General features: G+C 75.6%; 14 protein-coding genes. 11 read left to right on the top strand and 3 right to left on the bottom strand.

Annotated elements, in window-relative coordinates; all coding sequences use genetic code 11:
• Positions 1 to 11 precede the first annotated feature (11 nt).
• From NLX85_RS24585 to NLX85_RS24545, 9 genes are all read left to right on the top strand, one after another.
• On the top strand, positions 12 to 362 hold the full coding sequence (locus tag NLX85_RS24585; RefSeq protein WP_091305648.1) for a YciI family protein: 351 nt from the start codon (positions 12 to 14) through the stop codon (positions 360 to 362).
• Entirely contained in the window at positions 359 to 1579 is a 1221-nt protein-coding gene (locus tag NLX85_RS24580; protein WP_254338934.1) for an RNA polymerase sigma factor, read from the top strand. Before NLX85_RS24585 ends, NLX85_RS24580 begins: the two co-directional genes overlap by 4 nt.
• The gene (locus NLX85_RS24575; protein WP_254338933.1) at positions 1576 to 2412 is read left to right on the top strand and encodes an SMP-30/gluconolactonase/LRE family protein; all 837 of its coding nucleotides are present in this window, start codon (positions 1576 to 1578) and stop codon (positions 2410 to 2412) included. Before NLX85_RS24580 ends, NLX85_RS24575 begins: the two co-directional genes overlap by 4 nt.
• A 194-nt stretch (positions 2413 to 2606) precedes the next feature.
• Complete coding sequence (locus NLX85_RS24570; protein ID WP_254338932.1) at positions 2607 to 3428, top strand: ABC transporter ATP-binding protein; 822 nt, start codon at positions 2607 to 2609, stop codon at positions 3426 to 3428.
• A gap of 5 nt (positions 3429 to 3433) precedes the next feature.
• The gene (locus NLX85_RS24565; RefSeq protein ID WP_254338931.1) at positions 3434 to 4141 is read left to right on the top strand and encodes an ABC transporter ATP-binding protein; all 708 of its coding nucleotides are present in this window, start codon (positions 3434 to 3436) and stop codon (positions 4139 to 4141) included.
• Between the two features lie 27 nt (positions 4142 to 4168).
• Positions 4169 to 5047, top strand: a complete 879-nt coding sequence (locus NLX85_RS24560) for a branched-chain amino acid ABC transporter permease (protein ID WP_091305667.1) — start codon at positions 4169 to 4171, stop codon at positions 5045 to 5047.
• On the top strand, positions 5044 to 6183 hold the full coding sequence (locus NLX85_RS24555; protein WP_254338930.1) for a branched-chain amino acid ABC transporter permease: 1140 nt from the start codon (positions 5044 to 5046) through the stop codon (positions 6181 to 6183). The genes NLX85_RS24560 and NLX85_RS24555 overlap by 4 nt, the downstream gene beginning before the upstream one ends.
• Positions 6184 to 6234: 51 nt before the next feature.
• Positions 6235 to 7506 (top strand): ABC transporter substrate-binding protein, encoded by a 1272-nt coding sequence (locus tag NLX85_RS24550; RefSeq protein ID WP_254338929.1) that lies wholly within the window; start codon positions 6235 to 6237, stop codon positions 7504 to 7506.
• A 138-nt stretch (positions 7507 to 7644) separates the two neighbouring features.
• On the top strand, positions 7645 to 8271 hold the full coding sequence (locus NLX85_RS24545; RefSeq protein ID WP_254338927.1) for a TetR/AcrR family transcriptional regulator: 627 nt from the start codon (positions 7645 to 7647) through the stop codon (positions 8269 to 8271).
• A 159-nt stretch (positions 8272 to 8430) separates the two neighbouring features.
• On the opposite strand, the gene NLX85_RS24540 is transcribed toward NLX85_RS24545, so the two are convergent.
• A complete protein-coding gene (locus NLX85_RS24540; protein ID WP_254338926.1) occupies positions 8431 to 8853 on the bottom strand; it encodes a MarR family transcriptional regulator in 423 nt (140 codons plus the stop codon).
• Between the two features lie 82 nt (positions 8854 to 8935).
• On the opposite strand from NLX85_RS24540, the gene NLX85_RS24535 reads away from it, so the two are divergent.
• Positions 8936 to 10729, top strand: a complete 1794-nt coding sequence (locus NLX85_RS24535) for an ABC transporter ATP-binding protein (RefSeq protein WP_305885064.1) — start codon at positions 8936 to 8938, stop codon at positions 10727 to 10729.
• Positions 10730 to 10741: 12 nt separating this feature from the next.
• Here NLX85_RS24535 and NLX85_RS24530 read toward each other — a convergent pair whose 3' ends face one another.
• Positions 10742 to 13543: an AAA domain-containing protein gene (locus tag NLX85_RS24530; RefSeq protein WP_254338925.1), complete on the bottom strand. Its 2802-nt coding sequence runs from the start codon at positions 13541 to 13543 to the stop codon at positions 10742 to 10744.
• A gap of 85 nt (positions 13544 to 13628) precedes the next feature.
• Between NLX85_RS24530 and NLX85_RS24525 the strand changes: the two genes are divergently transcribed.
• Complete coding sequence (locus NLX85_RS24525; protein WP_254338924.1) at positions 13629 to 14186, top strand: M23 family metallopeptidase; 558 nt, start codon at positions 13629 to 13631, stop codon at positions 14184 to 14186.
• A 9-nt stretch (positions 14187 to 14195) separates the two neighbouring features.
• Here the strand turns inward: NLX85_RS24525 and NLX85_RS24520 are convergent, their stop codons facing one another.
• Positions 14196 to 15281, bottom strand: coding sequence for a hypothetical protein (locus tag NLX85_RS24520; RefSeq protein ID WP_254338923.1), 1086 nt, complete (start codon positions 15279 to 15281; stop codon positions 14196 to 14198).
• Positions 15282 to 15454: the final 173 nt, after the last annotated feature.

Raw genomic sequence — 15454 nt, 5'->3', positions numbered from 1 at the left:
AGGAGACGCGCGTGAAGCAGTACCTGATCAGCATGTACCAGCCGGCCGGCGGCGGCGTGCCGGACCCGGAGTTCCTGGCCGGGGTGATGCGCGAGGTCGACGCCATCGGCCGGGAGCTGCGGGAGGCCGGCTGCTGGGTGTTCGGCAACGGGCTGCACGCCCCGGAGACCGCCACCGTGCTGCGCCCGAAGGGCGACGAGGTGCTCGTCACCGACGGCCCGTTCGCCGAGGGCAAGGAGTACCTTGGCGGCTTCACCATCATCACGGCGCCCGACCTCGACGCCGCGCTCGACTGGGGCCGCCGGTACGCCCTGGCCACCACCCTGCCGGTGGAGGTGCGCCCGTTCCAGGGCGAGGCATGACCGGGCCGACCGACGTCGAACGGGCCTTCCGCGCGGAGTACGGCCGCGCGGTCGCCGTCCTGGTCCGCCTGCTCGGCGACATCGACCTGGCCGAGGAGGCGGTCCAGGAGGCGTTCGCCGTCGCGGTCGACCGGTGGGCCGTCGACGGGCCGCCGCCCAGCCCGGCCGGCTGGATCATCACCACGGCCCGGAACCGGGCGATCGACCGGCGCCGCCGCGAGGCGTCCCGCGCCGACCGGCACGCCCAGGCCGCCCTGCTGTACGCCCCCGAGCCGCCCGCCGAGGAGGGGCCCGTGCGCGACGACCGGCTCCGCCTGATCTTCACCTGCTGCCACCCGGCGCTCGCCGTCCCGGCCCGGGTCGCGCTGACCCTGCGCCTGCTCGGCGGGCTGAGCACCGCCGAGATCGCCCGCGCCTTCCTGGTGCCGGAGCCGACCATGGCGCAGCGCCTGGTCCGGGCCAAGGCGAAGATCCGGGACGCGGGCATCCCGTACCGGGTGCCCCGGGACGCCGACCTGCCCGACCGGCTGCGCGCCGTGCTGGCCGTGGTCTACCTGATCTTCACCGAGGGGCACACCGCCAGCGCGGGGGAGCGGCTGGTCCGCGACGAGCTGTGTGCCGAGGCGATCCGGCTGGGGCGGCTGCTGGACCAGCTGATGCCGGACGAGCCGGAGGTGCTCGGGCTGCTCGCGCTCATGCTGCTCACCGACGCGCGGCGGGGCGCCCGGACCGCGCCGGACGGCGCGCTCGTGCCGCTGGGCGCGCAGGACCGCGGCCGGTGGGACCGGGCGCTGATCGCCGAGGGGCAGGCCCTGGTGCGGCGCTGCCTGCGGCGGGACCGGCCCGGCCCGTACCAGATCCAGGCCGCGATCAGCGCGGTGCACAGTGACGCGGCGACCGCCGCGGACACCGACTGGCGGCAGATCCTCGCCCTCTACGACCAGCTCGTGGCGCACGCGCCCGGGCCGGTGGTGGCGCTGAACCGGGCCGTCGCGCTGGCCGAGGTGGACGGTCCGGCCGCCGCCCTCGCCGAGGTCGACCGGCTGGACCTGGCCGGCTACCACGTGCTGCACGCGGTCCGCGCCGACCTGCTGCGCCGCCTCGACCGGCCCGCCGAGGCCGTGGCCGCGTACGACGCGGCGATCGCGCGCACCGACAACACCGCCGAACGGGAGTTCCTCCGCCGCTCCCGCGACCTGCTGAGGAGCCACCCGTGAGTGCACCGGAGATCCTGGTCGACGGACTCGCCTTCGGCGAGTCGCCCCGCTGGCACGACGGCCGGCTCTGGCTGGCCGACTGGGGCGCCGGGGAGGTGCTGGCCGTCGACGCGGCGGGCCGGACCGAGGTGGTCGCCCGGGTCGACGGGCTGCCGATCTGCTTCGACTGGCTGCCCGACGGGCGGCTGCTGCTGGTCGCCGGGAGCGCCGGGCGGCTGCTGCGCCGGGAACCCGACGGCGCGCTGCGTACCCACGCCGACCTGGCCGCGCTGGTCCCGCACCCGTGGAACGAGGTGGTCACCGACGCCCACGGCAACGCGTACGTCAACACCATCGGCTTCGACTTCCCCGGCGGGGAGTTCCGGCCGGGCCTGGTGGCCCTCGTCGCGCCGGACGGCGGCGTCCGGCCCGTCGCCGACGACCTGGCCTTCCCCAACGGCATGGCGCTCACCCCGGACGGGCGCACCCTGATCGTCGCCGAGTCGTACGCCGGCCGGCTCACCGCGTACGGCGTGGCCGCCGACGGGACGCTCGGCGGGCGGCGGATCTGGGCGGCGGTGCCGGACTCCGCGCCGGACGGCATCTGCCTCGACGCCACGGGCGCCGTCTGGTACGGCGACGTGCCGAACCGGTGCGCCGTGCGGGTCGCCCAGGGCGGCCGGGTGCTCGACCGGATCGAGCTGGACCGGGGCTGCTTCGCCTGCGCGCTCGGCGGTCCGGACGGGCGCACCCTCCACCTCGTCGCCACACAGTGGAGCCCCGCGGCGCTGTCCGGCGGGCCACGCACCGGCCAGGTGCGCACGCTGCGGGCGCCCGCTCCGGCCGCCGGCTGAGCCCGGGTCGACCCCTGCACGACGGGTGCAACTCCGCGCGCGTCGCGGAATCGTGATCCCGTCGATATCGCCATGCCCTGCGGGAGGCATTGACGAACCCTCGCCGAAAAGTACACTCCCGGTGTAATAAGTTTCCCCGCTTCGCCCGAGCCGCACCGCGCACCCCCGACGCCGCGTCCTCTCCCGAGGTGAAGATGAGCCCACCCACCACCCCCGTGGACGGCATCGACCTGGCGCTGCACGGCGTCGGCGTCCGGTTCGGCGGGCTGGTCGCCCTCGACGACGTCTCGCTGCGGGTCCCGCCCGACCGGATCGTCGGCGTGATCGGCCCCAACGGCGCCGGGAAGACCACCCTGTTCAACGTGGTCTGCGGCTTCGTCCCGCCGACCAGCGGATCGCTCACCCTGGACGGCCGGCCGTTCCGGCCCCGCCCGCACCGGCTGACCCGGCTCGGCATCGCCCGAACCCTCCAGGGCGTCGGCCTGTTCCCCGGGCTCACCGTGCTGGAGAACGTGGTGGCCGGGGCCAGCCACGCGGCCCGGGCCGGCTTCGCCACCGCCCTGTTCGGCCTGCCGCGCAGCGACCGCGACGAGCGGCGGCTGCGCCGGGAGGCCCTCGACCTCCTCGCCGAGCTGGGCGTCGCGGCGCACGCCGGCACGGCCCCGGCCACCCTGCCGTACGCGGTCCGCAAGCGGGTCGCCCTGGCCCGCGCCCTGATCGCCCGGCCCCGGCTGCTCCTGCTCGACGAGCCGGCCGGCGGGCTCGGCGCCGACGACGTGGCCGAGCTGGCCGAGCTGGTCCGCACCCTGCCCGAGCGGGCCGGCGGCGCCTGCTCGGTGATGCTCGTCGAGCACCACATGGACCTGGTCATGTCCGTCTGCCAGGAGCTGGTGGTGCTCGACTTCGGCCGGGTCATCGCCGCCGGCACCCCCGACCAGGTCCGCGACGACCCGCTGGTCACCGAGGCCTACCTGGGCGCCGACGTGCCGGCCGAGGCGGCGGGGGCCGGATCGTGACCGGGATGCTGGAGGTCGAGGCCGTCAGCGCCGGGTACGGGCCGGTCCCGGTGCTGCGGGACGTGACGTTCGCGGTGCCCGCCGGGACCATCGCCGCCGTGCTCGGCGCCAACGGGGCCGGCAAGACCACCCTGCTGCGTACCCTGTCGGGTCTGCTGCGGCCCACCGGCGGCCGGATCCGCTTCGACGGCGCGGAGCTGCGCGGCGTCCGCGTCGAGCGTCTGGTCCGGCGCGGCCTGGCGCACGTGCCCGAGGGGCGGGGCGTGGTGGCCGAGCTGACCGTGGAGGAGAACCTGCGCCTCGGCGGGCTCTGGCGCCGCGACCGGGCCGACGCCCGGCGGGCCCAGGACGAGGTGTACGAGCTGTTCCCGGCCCTGGCCCGCCGGCGCCGGCACGCCGGGCACCAGCTCTCCGGCGGGGAGCGGCAGATGCTCGCCCTCGGCCGGGCGCTGATCGCCCGTCCCCGGCTGCTGCTGCTCGACGAGCCGTCGCTCGGCCTCGCCCCCAAGGTGACCGCGCAGATCATGGCGCTGCTGCGCCGGCTCTGCGACGACCGGGGGCTCACCGTCCTGCTGGTCGAGCAGAACGTGCGCAGCGCCCTCTCCGTCGCCGACCAGGGCGTGGTGATGTCGCTGGGCCGGGTGGTGACCGCCGCCCCGGCGGAGCGGCTGCGCGACGACGCCCAGCTCCGGCACGCGTACCTCGGGTTCTGACGGCCCGGCGAGCAGGAAGGATCCGCATTGGACCGGTTCTTGTTCCTCACCTTCGGCGGGCTGTCCACGGGCGCGGTCTACGCCGCGTTCGCCCTCGCCCTGGTGCTCATCTGGCGGGCCGCCCGGCTGGTCAACTTCGCCCAGGGCGCGATGGCCGTGGCCACCGCGTACGTCGGCTACGCGGTGGCGTCCGCGACCGGCTCCTACTGGGTGGGCCTGGGCGCGGCCGTGCTCGCCGGCCTGCTGCTGGGCGCGCTCGTCGAACGGGTGCTCATGCGCTTCGTGGGGCACGCCAACCCGCTCAACGAGGTCATCGTGGCGCTGGGTCTGGTGCTGCTCATCCAGGCGGTGCTCGGCATGGTGTTCGGCAACGGCTACCGGCCGGCGCCCGCCCCGTTCGACACCGACGCGCTCACCGTGGGCGGGGTCGCCGCGCTCTCGCCGTACGACCTGTGGGTGCTCGGCGCGGTGCTCGTGGTGGTGGTCCTGCTGGCGCTGCTGTTCACCCGCACGCCGATCGGCCTGCGTATGCGGGCCGCCGCGTTCGCCCCCGAGGTGTCCCGGCTGCTCGGCGTCGACGTCTCCCGGATGCTCACCCTCGGCTGGGCCCTGGCCGCCGCGGTCGGCGCGCTCGCCGGCATGCTCGTCGTCCCCACCGGGCTGGGGCTGCACCCGCACGCCATGGACCTGGTCTTCGTCGTGGCGTTCACCGCCGCTGTGGTCGGCGGCCTGGACAGCCCGGCCGGTGCGGTGGTCGGCGGCCTGCTGGTCGGCCTGATCCTCTCGTACGTCACCGGCTACCTGGGTCCGGACACCACCCCGCTGGCCGTCCTGGTGCTGCTGCTGGCCGTCCTCCTGGTCCGCCCCGGCGGGCTCTTCTCCAGCGCGAGAGCGAGGCACGTGTGACCGCCACCCGCCCCTCCGCCCGCTCCGGGGTGGACCGGCCCGCCGGGCCGTCCCCGCTGCGCCGGCTGCTGCCCGGCGCGCCCGCCACCGCCGGCGCGCGCGGCTCGACCCTGCTGCGCCACCTGGCCGTCGCCGTGCTCGCCGGCACCCTCGTCGTGCTGCTCACCAACCAGCTCGCGCCCTACCAGAACCTCCAGGTGGCCCGGGTCTGCGCGTTCCTCTGCGTGACCGCCGGCTACACCGTGCTGGTCGGGCTCAACGGCCAGCTCTCCCTCGGCCACGGGGCGCTCATGGCCACCGGCGCCTACACCGTGGCGCTGGTGCAGCGGGGGTTCGACGAGCGGGGGGTTCAGGGGCGGTGGATCCTGCCGCTGTCGCTGCTGGCCGCCGTCGCGGCGACCGCGCTGGCCGGCATGGTCATCGGGCTGGCGGCGGCCCGGCTGCGCGGGCCGTACCTGGCCGGCGTGACCCTCGCGGTGGCGACGCTGGTGCCGGCCGTCAGCACGATCTTCACCGGCGTGTTCAACGGCGAGCAGGGGCTGCGCTTCCCGGCGGAGGCCCCGCCGGCGTTCCTGGGCGCCTACTTCCAGCCGGAACGGTGGCTGGCCTGGATCGCGCTGCTCGCCGCCCTGCTGACCGTGCTGCTGCTGGCCAACCTGGTCCGCAGCCGGTTCGGCCGGTCGCTGCGCGCCGTACGCGACGACGAGGTGGCCGCCCGGCTCGCCGGCATCCACGTCGCCCGCACCCAGGTGCTCGCCTTCGTGGTCAGCGCCGGCTGCGCCGGCCTCGGCGGCGGCGTGTACGCCGTGCTCACCGCCACCGTCGCGCCCGGCAAGTTCCCCCTGGAGCTGTCGCTGTTCCTGCTCATGGCGATCGTGATCGGCGGGCTGGGCAGCCTCGCCGGCGCGGTGTGGGGCGCGGTGCTGCTGGTCGCGCTCCAGGACCTGCCGAGCCTGCTCACCGAGACCTTCAGCCTCCCGTCCGGCCTGGCCCAGCGGCTGGAGGGCAACCTCGCGCTGGCCGTGTTCGGCCTGATCCTCATCGTCGTCATGCTCGCCGCCCCGGGCGGCCTGCACGGCGCCTTCCGTACCCTCGCCGCCCGGCTGCGGGCCCGCCGCCGCGCGCCGGAGCACTGACCACCCCGGTTCCACCCGCCCGTCCGCACCGCCGCACCGGAATGGAGAACCATGCGCCCCACCACCCGCCGCATACTCGCGGCCGCCACCGGCCTCGCCCTGCTGGCCGCCGTGCCGGCCTGCGCCGACGACGAGAAGCAGGCCGCCGAGAACGTCCCCGGGGTCACCGACACCGAGATCGTCATCGGCACCCACCAGCCGCTCACCGGCCCCGCCGCACCCGGCTACTCGAAGATCTCCGCCGCCACCAAGGCGTACTTCGAGCACGTCAACAGCAAGGGCGGGGTGAACGGCCGGAAGATCGTCTACAAGGTCATGGACGACGGCTACAACCCCGCCAACACCGAGAACGTGGTCCGCAAGCTGGTGCTCGACGACAAGGTGTTCGCGCTCCTCGGCGGGCTCGGCACCCCCACCCACACCAACGTGCTGGAGTTCGTCAAGACCCAGAAGGTGCCCGACCTCTTCGTCTCCTCCGGCAGCCGGAACTGGAACCAGCCCGACAAGTACCCGACCACCTTCGGCTGGCAGCCCGACTACACCGTCGAGGGCAAGATCCTCGCCACCTGGGTCAAGCAGCAGTTCCCCGGCGCCAAGGTCTGCCACTTCGGGCAGAACGACGACTTCGGGCGGGACTCGCTGGCCGGGGTCGAGAAGGTCCTCGGCGCGGTGGCGGCGAAGCAGACGTACACCACCACCAACCAGCAGGTCGGGCCGGCGATCGGGGCGCTCAAGGCGGCCGGCTGCCAGGTGGTGATCTCGGCGAGCATCCCGGGCTTCACGGCGCTGGCCATGGGGCAGGCCGCCGGGCAGGGGTTCCGGGCGCAGTGGGTGGTGTCCAACGTGGGCGCCGACTACACCACGCTCTCCAACCAGCTCGGGGACAAGAAGGTGATCCTCGAGGGCATGGTGGCCGACAACTACCTGCCCATGGCGGGTGACAAGGCCAACCCGTGGATCCAGGAGTTCACCAAGATCCACCAGCAGTACAACTCGGCCAACCCCGTCGACGGCAACGCAATCTACGGCTACTCGATGGCGTACACCTTCGTGCAGGCGCTGCTCGCCGCCGGCAAGGACCCGACCCGGGAGAAGCTCGTCGAGGCCGTGCAGAAGGGTGGCTTCCGGGGGCCGGGCCTCACGCCGTTCCGGTACAGCGACGACGTGCACGCCGGCTACAGCGGGGTGCGGCTGAACAAGGTCCAGAACGGCGCGCAGGCGTACTTCGGCCCGACGTACACCACCGACGACGGCGATGCCGCGGTCACCGAGTTCACCGAGCCGCCGGCCACGCCGCCGGCGGACGCCATCCCGACCACCTGACCAGCGCCACGGGCCGGGCGGCCGTCACCGCGGTGACGGCCGCCCGGCGGCGCGCACGTAGAGTTGCGCAGTCCGGCGCGACGCCACCGGGGCGGGCGGGTCGCGCGGGTCAGGGAGCCACGCACAGGGGGCAGTCGCATGATCGAGGTGGACGCCGACGCGCCGGCGCGGGTGGACGGCCGGTCGGCGCGGGCCGAGCGGACCCGCGCCGCCATCGTCGAGGCGCATCTGGCCCTCATCGACGCGGGCGACCTGCGGCCCACCGGGGAGCGGATCGCCGAGCGCGCCGGGGTGTCACTGCGCACCCTGTGGACCAACTTCAAGGACATGGAGACCCTGTTCGCCGCGACCGGGCGGCTGGTCGGGGAGCGGCTGGACGCGCTCTGGCGGCCGATCCCGCCGGAGCTGCCGCTCACCCGGCGGATCGCGGAGTTCTGCGACCAGCGGGCCGAGATGCTGGAGGTCCTGGCCCCCTCGGCGCGCGCCTCGGCGCTGCGGGAACCGTTCTCGCCGCAGCTGCGGCGCAACCGCGAGGCGGCCATCGTCCGGGTCCGCCACGAGATCGAGCTGGTCTTCGAGCCGGAGCTGGCGCACGCGGGCCCGGGGCGCGAGCAGTTGCTGGACGCGCTGACCGTGGCCTGCACCTGGGCGGCGTGGGCCATGATGCGCGACGCCATGGGCCTCGACGTGGCGGCGGCCCGGGCCACCCTGGCCCGCACCATCGGCGCGCTGCTCGTCGACGCCATCGCCGCCGGCCTGCGCTGACCGTCGCCGGCGCGCGCTGACCGTCGCCGGCGCGCGCTGACGGTCGCCGGCGCGCGCTGACGGTCGCCGGCGCGCGCTGACGGTCGCCGGCGCGCGCTGACGGTCGCCGCGCGGCGCGGTCCCTGGCCCGGCCGGTCCGCGCCGGGCCCTCGATACCGGTCAGTCGTCGCGCAGCCGGCGCAGGATCCGGGTCAGCTCGGCCCGGTCGGCCGGGTCGAGGGCGCCGAAGAACCGTTCCGCCTCGGCGGCCCGGGCCACCCGGATGGCCTCGCCGACCCGTTCGCCCTCGCCGGTGAGCGCGACCAGGGTGGCCCGCCGGTCCACCGGGTCGGGCTGCCGCTCGACCAGCCCGCGTTCCGCCAGGCCGTCGACCACCTCGGTGGCGGAGCGGGGGGCGATGCGCAGGTGCTCGGCGAGCGTGCTGAGCCGGACCGCGCCGTGCCGCATGAGCACGGCGAGCGCCCGGGCGTGCCCCGGGTTGATCTCCCAGGGTTCGAGGGTGCGCTTGGACTGGTGGCGCAGCCGCCGGGCCACCGCCCAGAACGTCTCGGCCAGGCTCTCCTCGTCGTCGCTGCCGGTCACCGGAATACGGTAGCAGCACATGCTGTTGTTGCCTCATGATGAGGTAACCTCAGCAATGTACCCGACGGAAGAGAGCACACCCTTGGACGGATTCCGAGACGGCCGCGGCGGCGGCCGGACCACCGTGACCCCCGCCGAGAAGACGCAGGCCCGCCAGGTGTCCCTGCGCCGGATCGGCGGCCTCTTCACCGACCATCGCGGCCCCCTCGCCGCCGTGGTGGCGATCATCATGGCGTCGTCCGTGATCGCGATGGCGTCGCCGTTCCTGCTGCGTACCGTGATCGACCGGGCCCTTCCCGAGCGCGACCTGACCCTGCTGGCCTGGCTGGTCGCGGGCATGGTCGGGGTGGCCGCGGTGACCGCCGTGCTCGGCGTGGCCCAGACCTGGATCTCCACCCAGGTGGGGCAGGAGGTCATGCACCGGCTGCGCACCGACGTCTTCACCCACCTCCAGCGCCAGTCGATCGGCTTCTTCGTCCGCACCCGCACCGGCGAGGTGCAGTCGCGCATCACCAACGACATCGGCGGCATGCAGGCCGTGGTCACCTCCACCGCCACGTCGATCGCCGCCAACCTCACCACCGTGGTCGCCACCGTCATCGCCATGGTCGCGCTGAGCTGGCGGCTCACCCTCGTCTCGGTGGTCGTGCTGCCGCCCGCCATCTGGCTGACCCGGCGGGTGGCCCGACTGCGCCGCGAGATCACCGCCCGCCGCCAGCGCGAGCTGGCCGACCTCAACGTCACCATCGAGGAGGGGCTGTCGATCAGCGGCGTGCAGCTGGCCAAGACCCTCGGCGCCGGCGCGACCCTGGTCGACCGGTTCACCGCCTCCTCGGCCCGCCTCGTCGACCTGGAACTCCGCTCGGAGCTGGCCGGCCGCTGGCGGATGGCCTCGATGACGGTGATCTTCGCGGCCATCCCCGCCGTCATCTACCTGGGCGCCGGCCTGCCCGGCACCGCCGGCACGCTCACCATCGGCACCCTGGTCGCCTTCACCGCCCTCCAGGGCAACCTGTTCCGGCCGCTCATGGGCCTGCTCAACGTCGGCGTCTCGCTGACCGCCTCGATGGCGCTGTTCGCCCGGATCTTCGAATACCTGGACCTGCCCGTCGAGGTGGCCGACCCGGCACGCCCGGTGGCCCTCGACCCGGCCCGGGTCCGCGGCCACCTGCGCTTCTCCGACGTCACCTTCAGCTACCCCGGCAGCGACACCGCCGCCGTGGCCGGGGTCAGCCTGGACGTCCCGGCCGGCACCAGCCTGGCCCTGGTGGGGGAGACCGGCTCCGGCAAGAGCACCCTTGCCGCGCTGATCAGCCGGCTGCACGACCCCGACGCCGGCCGGATCACCGTCGACGGCGTCGACCTGCGCGACGTGCGCCTGGCCGACCTGGCCGCCGTCGTGGGCGTGGTCAGCCAGGAGACCTACCTGCTGCACGCCACCGTGCGGGAGAACCTCCGGTACGCGAAGCCGGACGCCACCGACGCCGACATCGAGGCCGCCGCCCGCGCCGCGCAGATCCACGACCTGATCGCGGCGCTTCCCGACGGGTACGACACGGTGGTCGGCTCCCGCGGCCACCGGTTCTCCGGCGGCGAGAAGCAGCGCCTGGCCATCGCCCGCACGCTGCTGCGCGACCCGCGGATCCTGGTGCTGGACGAGGCGACCAGCGCGCTGGACACCGAGACCGAGCGCGCCGTGCAGCGGGCCTTCGACGAGCTGGCCCGGGGCCGCACCGTGGTCACCATCGCGCACCGCCTCTCCACGGTCCGCGACGCTGACCAGATCGCCGTGCTCGACCACGGCCGGATCGTCGAGTCCGGCACCCACGCCAGCCTGCTCGACCGTGCCGGCCGGTACGCGTCGCTCGCCGCCTGAGCGAGTGGGCCGTCAGCGCGCCTTGATCCGGGACGCCAGGTCCAGGGCGGCCCGGATCGGGTCGTCCGCCCAGCGGCTCGCGAACACGTCGTGCAGCCGCCACCCGGCCCGGGTCAGCGTGCGCTGCCGTTCCAGGTGCGCCGCCACCCCCTCCGGGTGCACCGCGCAGACCACACCGACCGCGTCCGCGCCCGTGCTCACGCAGAGGTCGACCCGCCAGCGGCCCACCGGATACCCGGGCCGCACCGGCAGCCCGAGCCGGCGCAGCTCCTCCGCCAGCTCGGCGGTCCAGCCCGTCGCCGGTTCCACGTCGGGTGCGGCCGGCGGCCGGCCCGCGTACGCCAGGTAGTCACCCACCAGGCCCTCGGGCGACCGCAGGGAGGTCACCACGGCCAGCCGCGCGCGTGCCCGGGTGACCAGCACGTTGAACAGGTTGGGCTCGGCCACGAACCGGTGCCGCGACGGCGGGTCGCCGTCGACCAGCCCCAGCGAGGCGATCACCACGTCCGCCTCGCTGCCCTGGAACGCGTGCACGGTGCCCGACCGCAGGCCGAGGCGCTCGATCTCGTCGACGTCGTACGCGGCCAGCAGCGCGGCCTCCAGCGCGTCCGCCTGCGCGCGGAACGGGCTGACCACCGCGATCCCGCCCGCCGGCGGGTCGTCGGCGAGCCGCCGCACCAGGTCGAGGGCGGCGGTGACCTCGGCCTGGTTGACACCCTCGACCACGGTCGCCCCGTCGACGGTCAGCACGTCGATGACGTCGGCGCGCTCGTTGCGCGGATGGCGGGTGACCAGCTCCAGCCGGTCACCGTAGAACCGGCGCGCGGAGAACTGGATCAGGTGCGGGACGGACCGGTGGTGCTCGCCCAGCCAGGTGACCGGGGCGGCGCCGGCCGCCACGTCGAAGGCGCTCGACCGGCGTACGTCGAGCCGGTCGCCGAACCGGTCCAGACCGTGCCGGCGCAGGGTGGCGGCCACGTCCACGTCGGCCACGAACGACACGAACCGGAGCTGGCGCGGATCGCCGGCCACCAGCGCGCGCCGCGCCCGGGCCAGCGCCGGCGCGGCCCGCAGCTGGTCGATGTGTGCGGCCTCGTCGAGCACCACCAGGTCGAACATCCCGGCGACCGGTGGCAGCAGGTCCTCGACGTCGGTGACCGTGCCCACCCACAGCGGCAGCGCCCGTACCAGCGCCTCCGCGTCCAGCCCGGCGAGCAGCTCGCGACGGCGGTTCCGGCCGGCCCGCAGCGCCGCGCCGAGCCCGCTGGTCGCGCGCCGTGCCGTACCGGTCCACCGCCGGGCGCTGGCCGCCCGGTGGCGCATCGCCGTGCCGACGGCGTCGGCCAGCGCGGCGTCCGCCTCCGCGAGGCCGCGCCACGCGGCCGCCAGGTCGGTGCCACCGGTGGCGGCCAGCCGCGCCGCCGCCCGTACCGCGCTCGCCGCCTCCACGGCGGCCCGCACCCGCTCCACCGGCACGTCGCCGCCCACGAGCCGCCGCAGCCGCTGTCCGGCGCGGGCCCGCCGCCAGCGCCGCCACCAGCCGTCGCCGGCCGCGGTGGCGCCGGCCAGGGCGGACCGGACCGCGGCCAGGTCGGTGTCCGGGTCGAACAGGCTCGGGGCGTCCCGGCCCAGGGCGGGCAGCAGCGGCTGCCAACCGGGCAGCGTGGCGGCAAGGCGTTCCTCGTCGAGGGCGGCGGCGACGCCGGCCGACACGGCCGCCACCCGGTCCCGGGCGGACGCCACGGCGGCCTCGTCGGCCCGCAGCGTGGCGTCGTCCGCCCCCGCCGCCGCGCCGCCGGCCAGGTCGGCGGCGATCGTCTCGCGGCGCTCCGCGTCGCCGAACAGCACCGGCGTGGGCCCCGGGTGCCGGCGCAGCAGCTCGCCCAGCACGTCCGCGGCGTGCACCGACTGGGTGGCCACCAGCACGGACCCGCCCCGGTCCACGGTGTCCAGCGCGGCGGCCACCAGGGCGTGGCTCTTGCCGTTGCCGGGCGCGCCCGAGACGACCACGACCGGCTCGGTCCTGGTCCGCCGCACCACGTCGCGCTGGGCGTTGTTCAACGGCAGGGGCGACAGCACCTCGGCGTCGTCGGCCGGGCCGCGCTGGCCGGTCGAGTCCAGCGACCTGGTCGGCGCCGGCAACACGGCCGGCGTTTCGACGCTTCCGGTCCTGTCGCCGTAGAGCCGGCTCAGCGCCGTGTCCGCCAGCCCGGGGCGGGCCGCCCAGCCGAGCAGGGTGTCGCGCAGTCGGCCGGCGAGCACGTCGCGGGTGGTGAAGAGCGCGGCGGCGGCGACCCCGGTGAGCGTGCCCTCGTCGATGCTGCGCGGTGGCCGCGCCAGCACCGCCTCCAGCTTCAGGCCGGCGGCCTCGGCGGCGGCGGTGATCCACGCCGTGGTGCCGGGCGCGCCGAGCCAGCCCGGTCCGGCGAGGCCCGGGGCGGCCTCCAGCCGGGCGGCGAGATCCCGGTCCTCGATCAGCGACGTCAGCTCCAGGTCCCCGGCCGGCACGATCCGGTAGCCGCGGCGGGTGCGGTCCAGGCGCACCGGCTGGGCCAGCAACGGCACCCGGACCCGCCGGCGGGCCCCGTCGAGGTCGGCCCCGCCGACGACGAAGGCCAGGCCCCGGCGCAGGATCCGCTCGTCGCGGTGCAGCGCGTCCAGGGCCGCCAGCCGGTCCAGCCGGGTGCCGCGCGGCCCCCGGTCGGGCTCGGGCAGCCAGATCAGCGGACGGCCGGCGCCGGACACGTCGAAGGACCGCTCGGCGCCGGCCGGGGCCAGCTCGGCGAGCGCGGTGAGGATCCTCGCCGCCTCCATCGCCCGCCGATTCTGCCGTACGCGGACGCGTCCGACCCGCCCCCCGTGGCATAGCATCGATGCCTGTCGCTCGAAGGGGGAACCGATGTCCGTACCGTTCACCGCCGCCCGGTGGCGCGTGCTCGCACTGCTCACGGTGGCCGTCATCGTCGGGGCACTGACCGGGGTGCAGCCCGCACAGGCCGCCCGGCCGGGCTTCCGGATGCCGTTCCTGTGCGGCCAGACCTGGCAGGGCAACAACTGGAACGGGCACAGCCCGGCCCACTCCATCGACTGGAACCACTACGACGCGAACGGCAACGCCGACGACTTCGGCCGCCGCGTGGTCGCCAGCGCCGGCGGCACCGTGCTGGAGTCGTACTACTCGACCACCACCGGCTACGGGCACACCATCGTCATCGGGCACGGCGACGGCTGGCGCACCCGGTACGCCCACCTCAGCGAGCGCCTGGTCGCCGCGGGCGACACCGTGAACCAGGGCACCGTCATCGGCAAGGTCGGCGCCTCCTCGGCGATCTACGACCTCAGCCCGCACCTGCACTACGAGCAGATCCACGACGGCAGCGTCGTCGTCTCGGTCGTCCAGGGCGTCACCTGGTCCGACTACCTCAAGCGCAACCAGACCAGCACCAACAACTGCTGATTCGCCGGCTCATGTGTTGGGCGGCCCGGAGTTGTCCGGGTCGCCCGACGGGGTCTCGCCGGACTGCGGCGGTGCGGGTCGTGGTCCGGGGGGACGCACCGGAGGCGGGGCGGGCGGCGGGAAGGGTTCGAGTGGGGTGAACTGCTCCACCGGGGCATCCGGCCGGGGACTCCGCCGGCCGCCCGGCTGGCGCTTCCGCTGCTGCGGCGGGTGATCCGTCCGGAGCGCCTCCGGCTTGCCGGCCGTCGGGGCAGCGCCGTCCTCCGGCGTGCCGGCCGCCGGCGCGGCACCGTTCTCCGGCATGCCGGCTGTCGGCGCGGCACCGTTCTCCGGCATGCCGGCTGTCGGCGCGGCACCGTTCTCGGGCATGCCGGCCGTTGGCGCGGTGCCCGCGTCCGCGGGGCGGCGCCCGCGCTGTTCCTCGGCGTACTCGGCGCGCCGGCGGTCGAGGTCGCGCTGCCACTCCAGGGCGATGCGCTGGTCCCAGTAGGGCTGGAGCAGCCTGCGGACCGGCTCGTCCAGGTACACGGACACGTCCGGCTCGCAGGTGAACGCCACCTCGCCGCGCTCGTAGGCCCAAGGGAGGGCGTCGTCCCCGGTCATCGCACCCTCCAGCGCGACCATGAAGGCGCGGGGGCGGTCCGGCGGGATGTCCGCGGCGCACCGGACGGCGATGCGCCGGAACCGCTGGAGCGCCTGCGGCTGGAACTGGTCGACGTACCAGCCGAACAGTTCCGGCCGCGCGTTGTGCGAGGTCCAGGTGAAGGTGGCCCGGACGACGAAGTGGTAGACCTGCCCCTGCGCCGGCACCAGCACGGTCGGTGCCGCCCGCCGGTCGACGAGCGTCACGGCCGACGGTTCCGCCTCCTGCCACCGCAACTGGTCCAGCAGGGGCCGGGCCGCCACCCACAGCCGCTCCGCCCCGCGCCGCGTGACCGCCCAGAGTTGCCGCGCGTGGACGAGCCACCGCTCCCGCCGCTCCTGCCGGTCCGGCGCCGGTACCCCGACCCGGCCGCCCTCGACGCCCTGGCCGCGGTCGGCGCCCGGGCCGCCGCCGTCCGTCTCGCCGCCGTCCTCGCCGGGCGTCCCGGTCATCGCACCCCTCTCCGCTGGAGCAGCCGCGCGTCGTACGGCCGCGCCGGTACGGGGTCGGTGCGGCCGTTCGAGGGGTGTGCGGAGACGCCGAGTCGGCCCTCCGCCGTCCCACGCTAACAAGCCGACGCGGCGGCCCCCGGCAGCCGCGCGGGACCGGGGCGCCGCGCGCCGCT

This window comes from Micromonospora sp. A3M-1-15 (assembly GCF_024213425.1).
GTDB classification, from domain to species: domain Bacteria; phylum Actinomycetota; class Actinomycetes; order Mycobacteriales; family Micromonosporaceae; genus Micromonospora; species Micromonospora chersina.
Note: the sequence above shows the minus strand (reverse complement) of the source record. Positions and strands in the feature narration are given on the sequence as shown.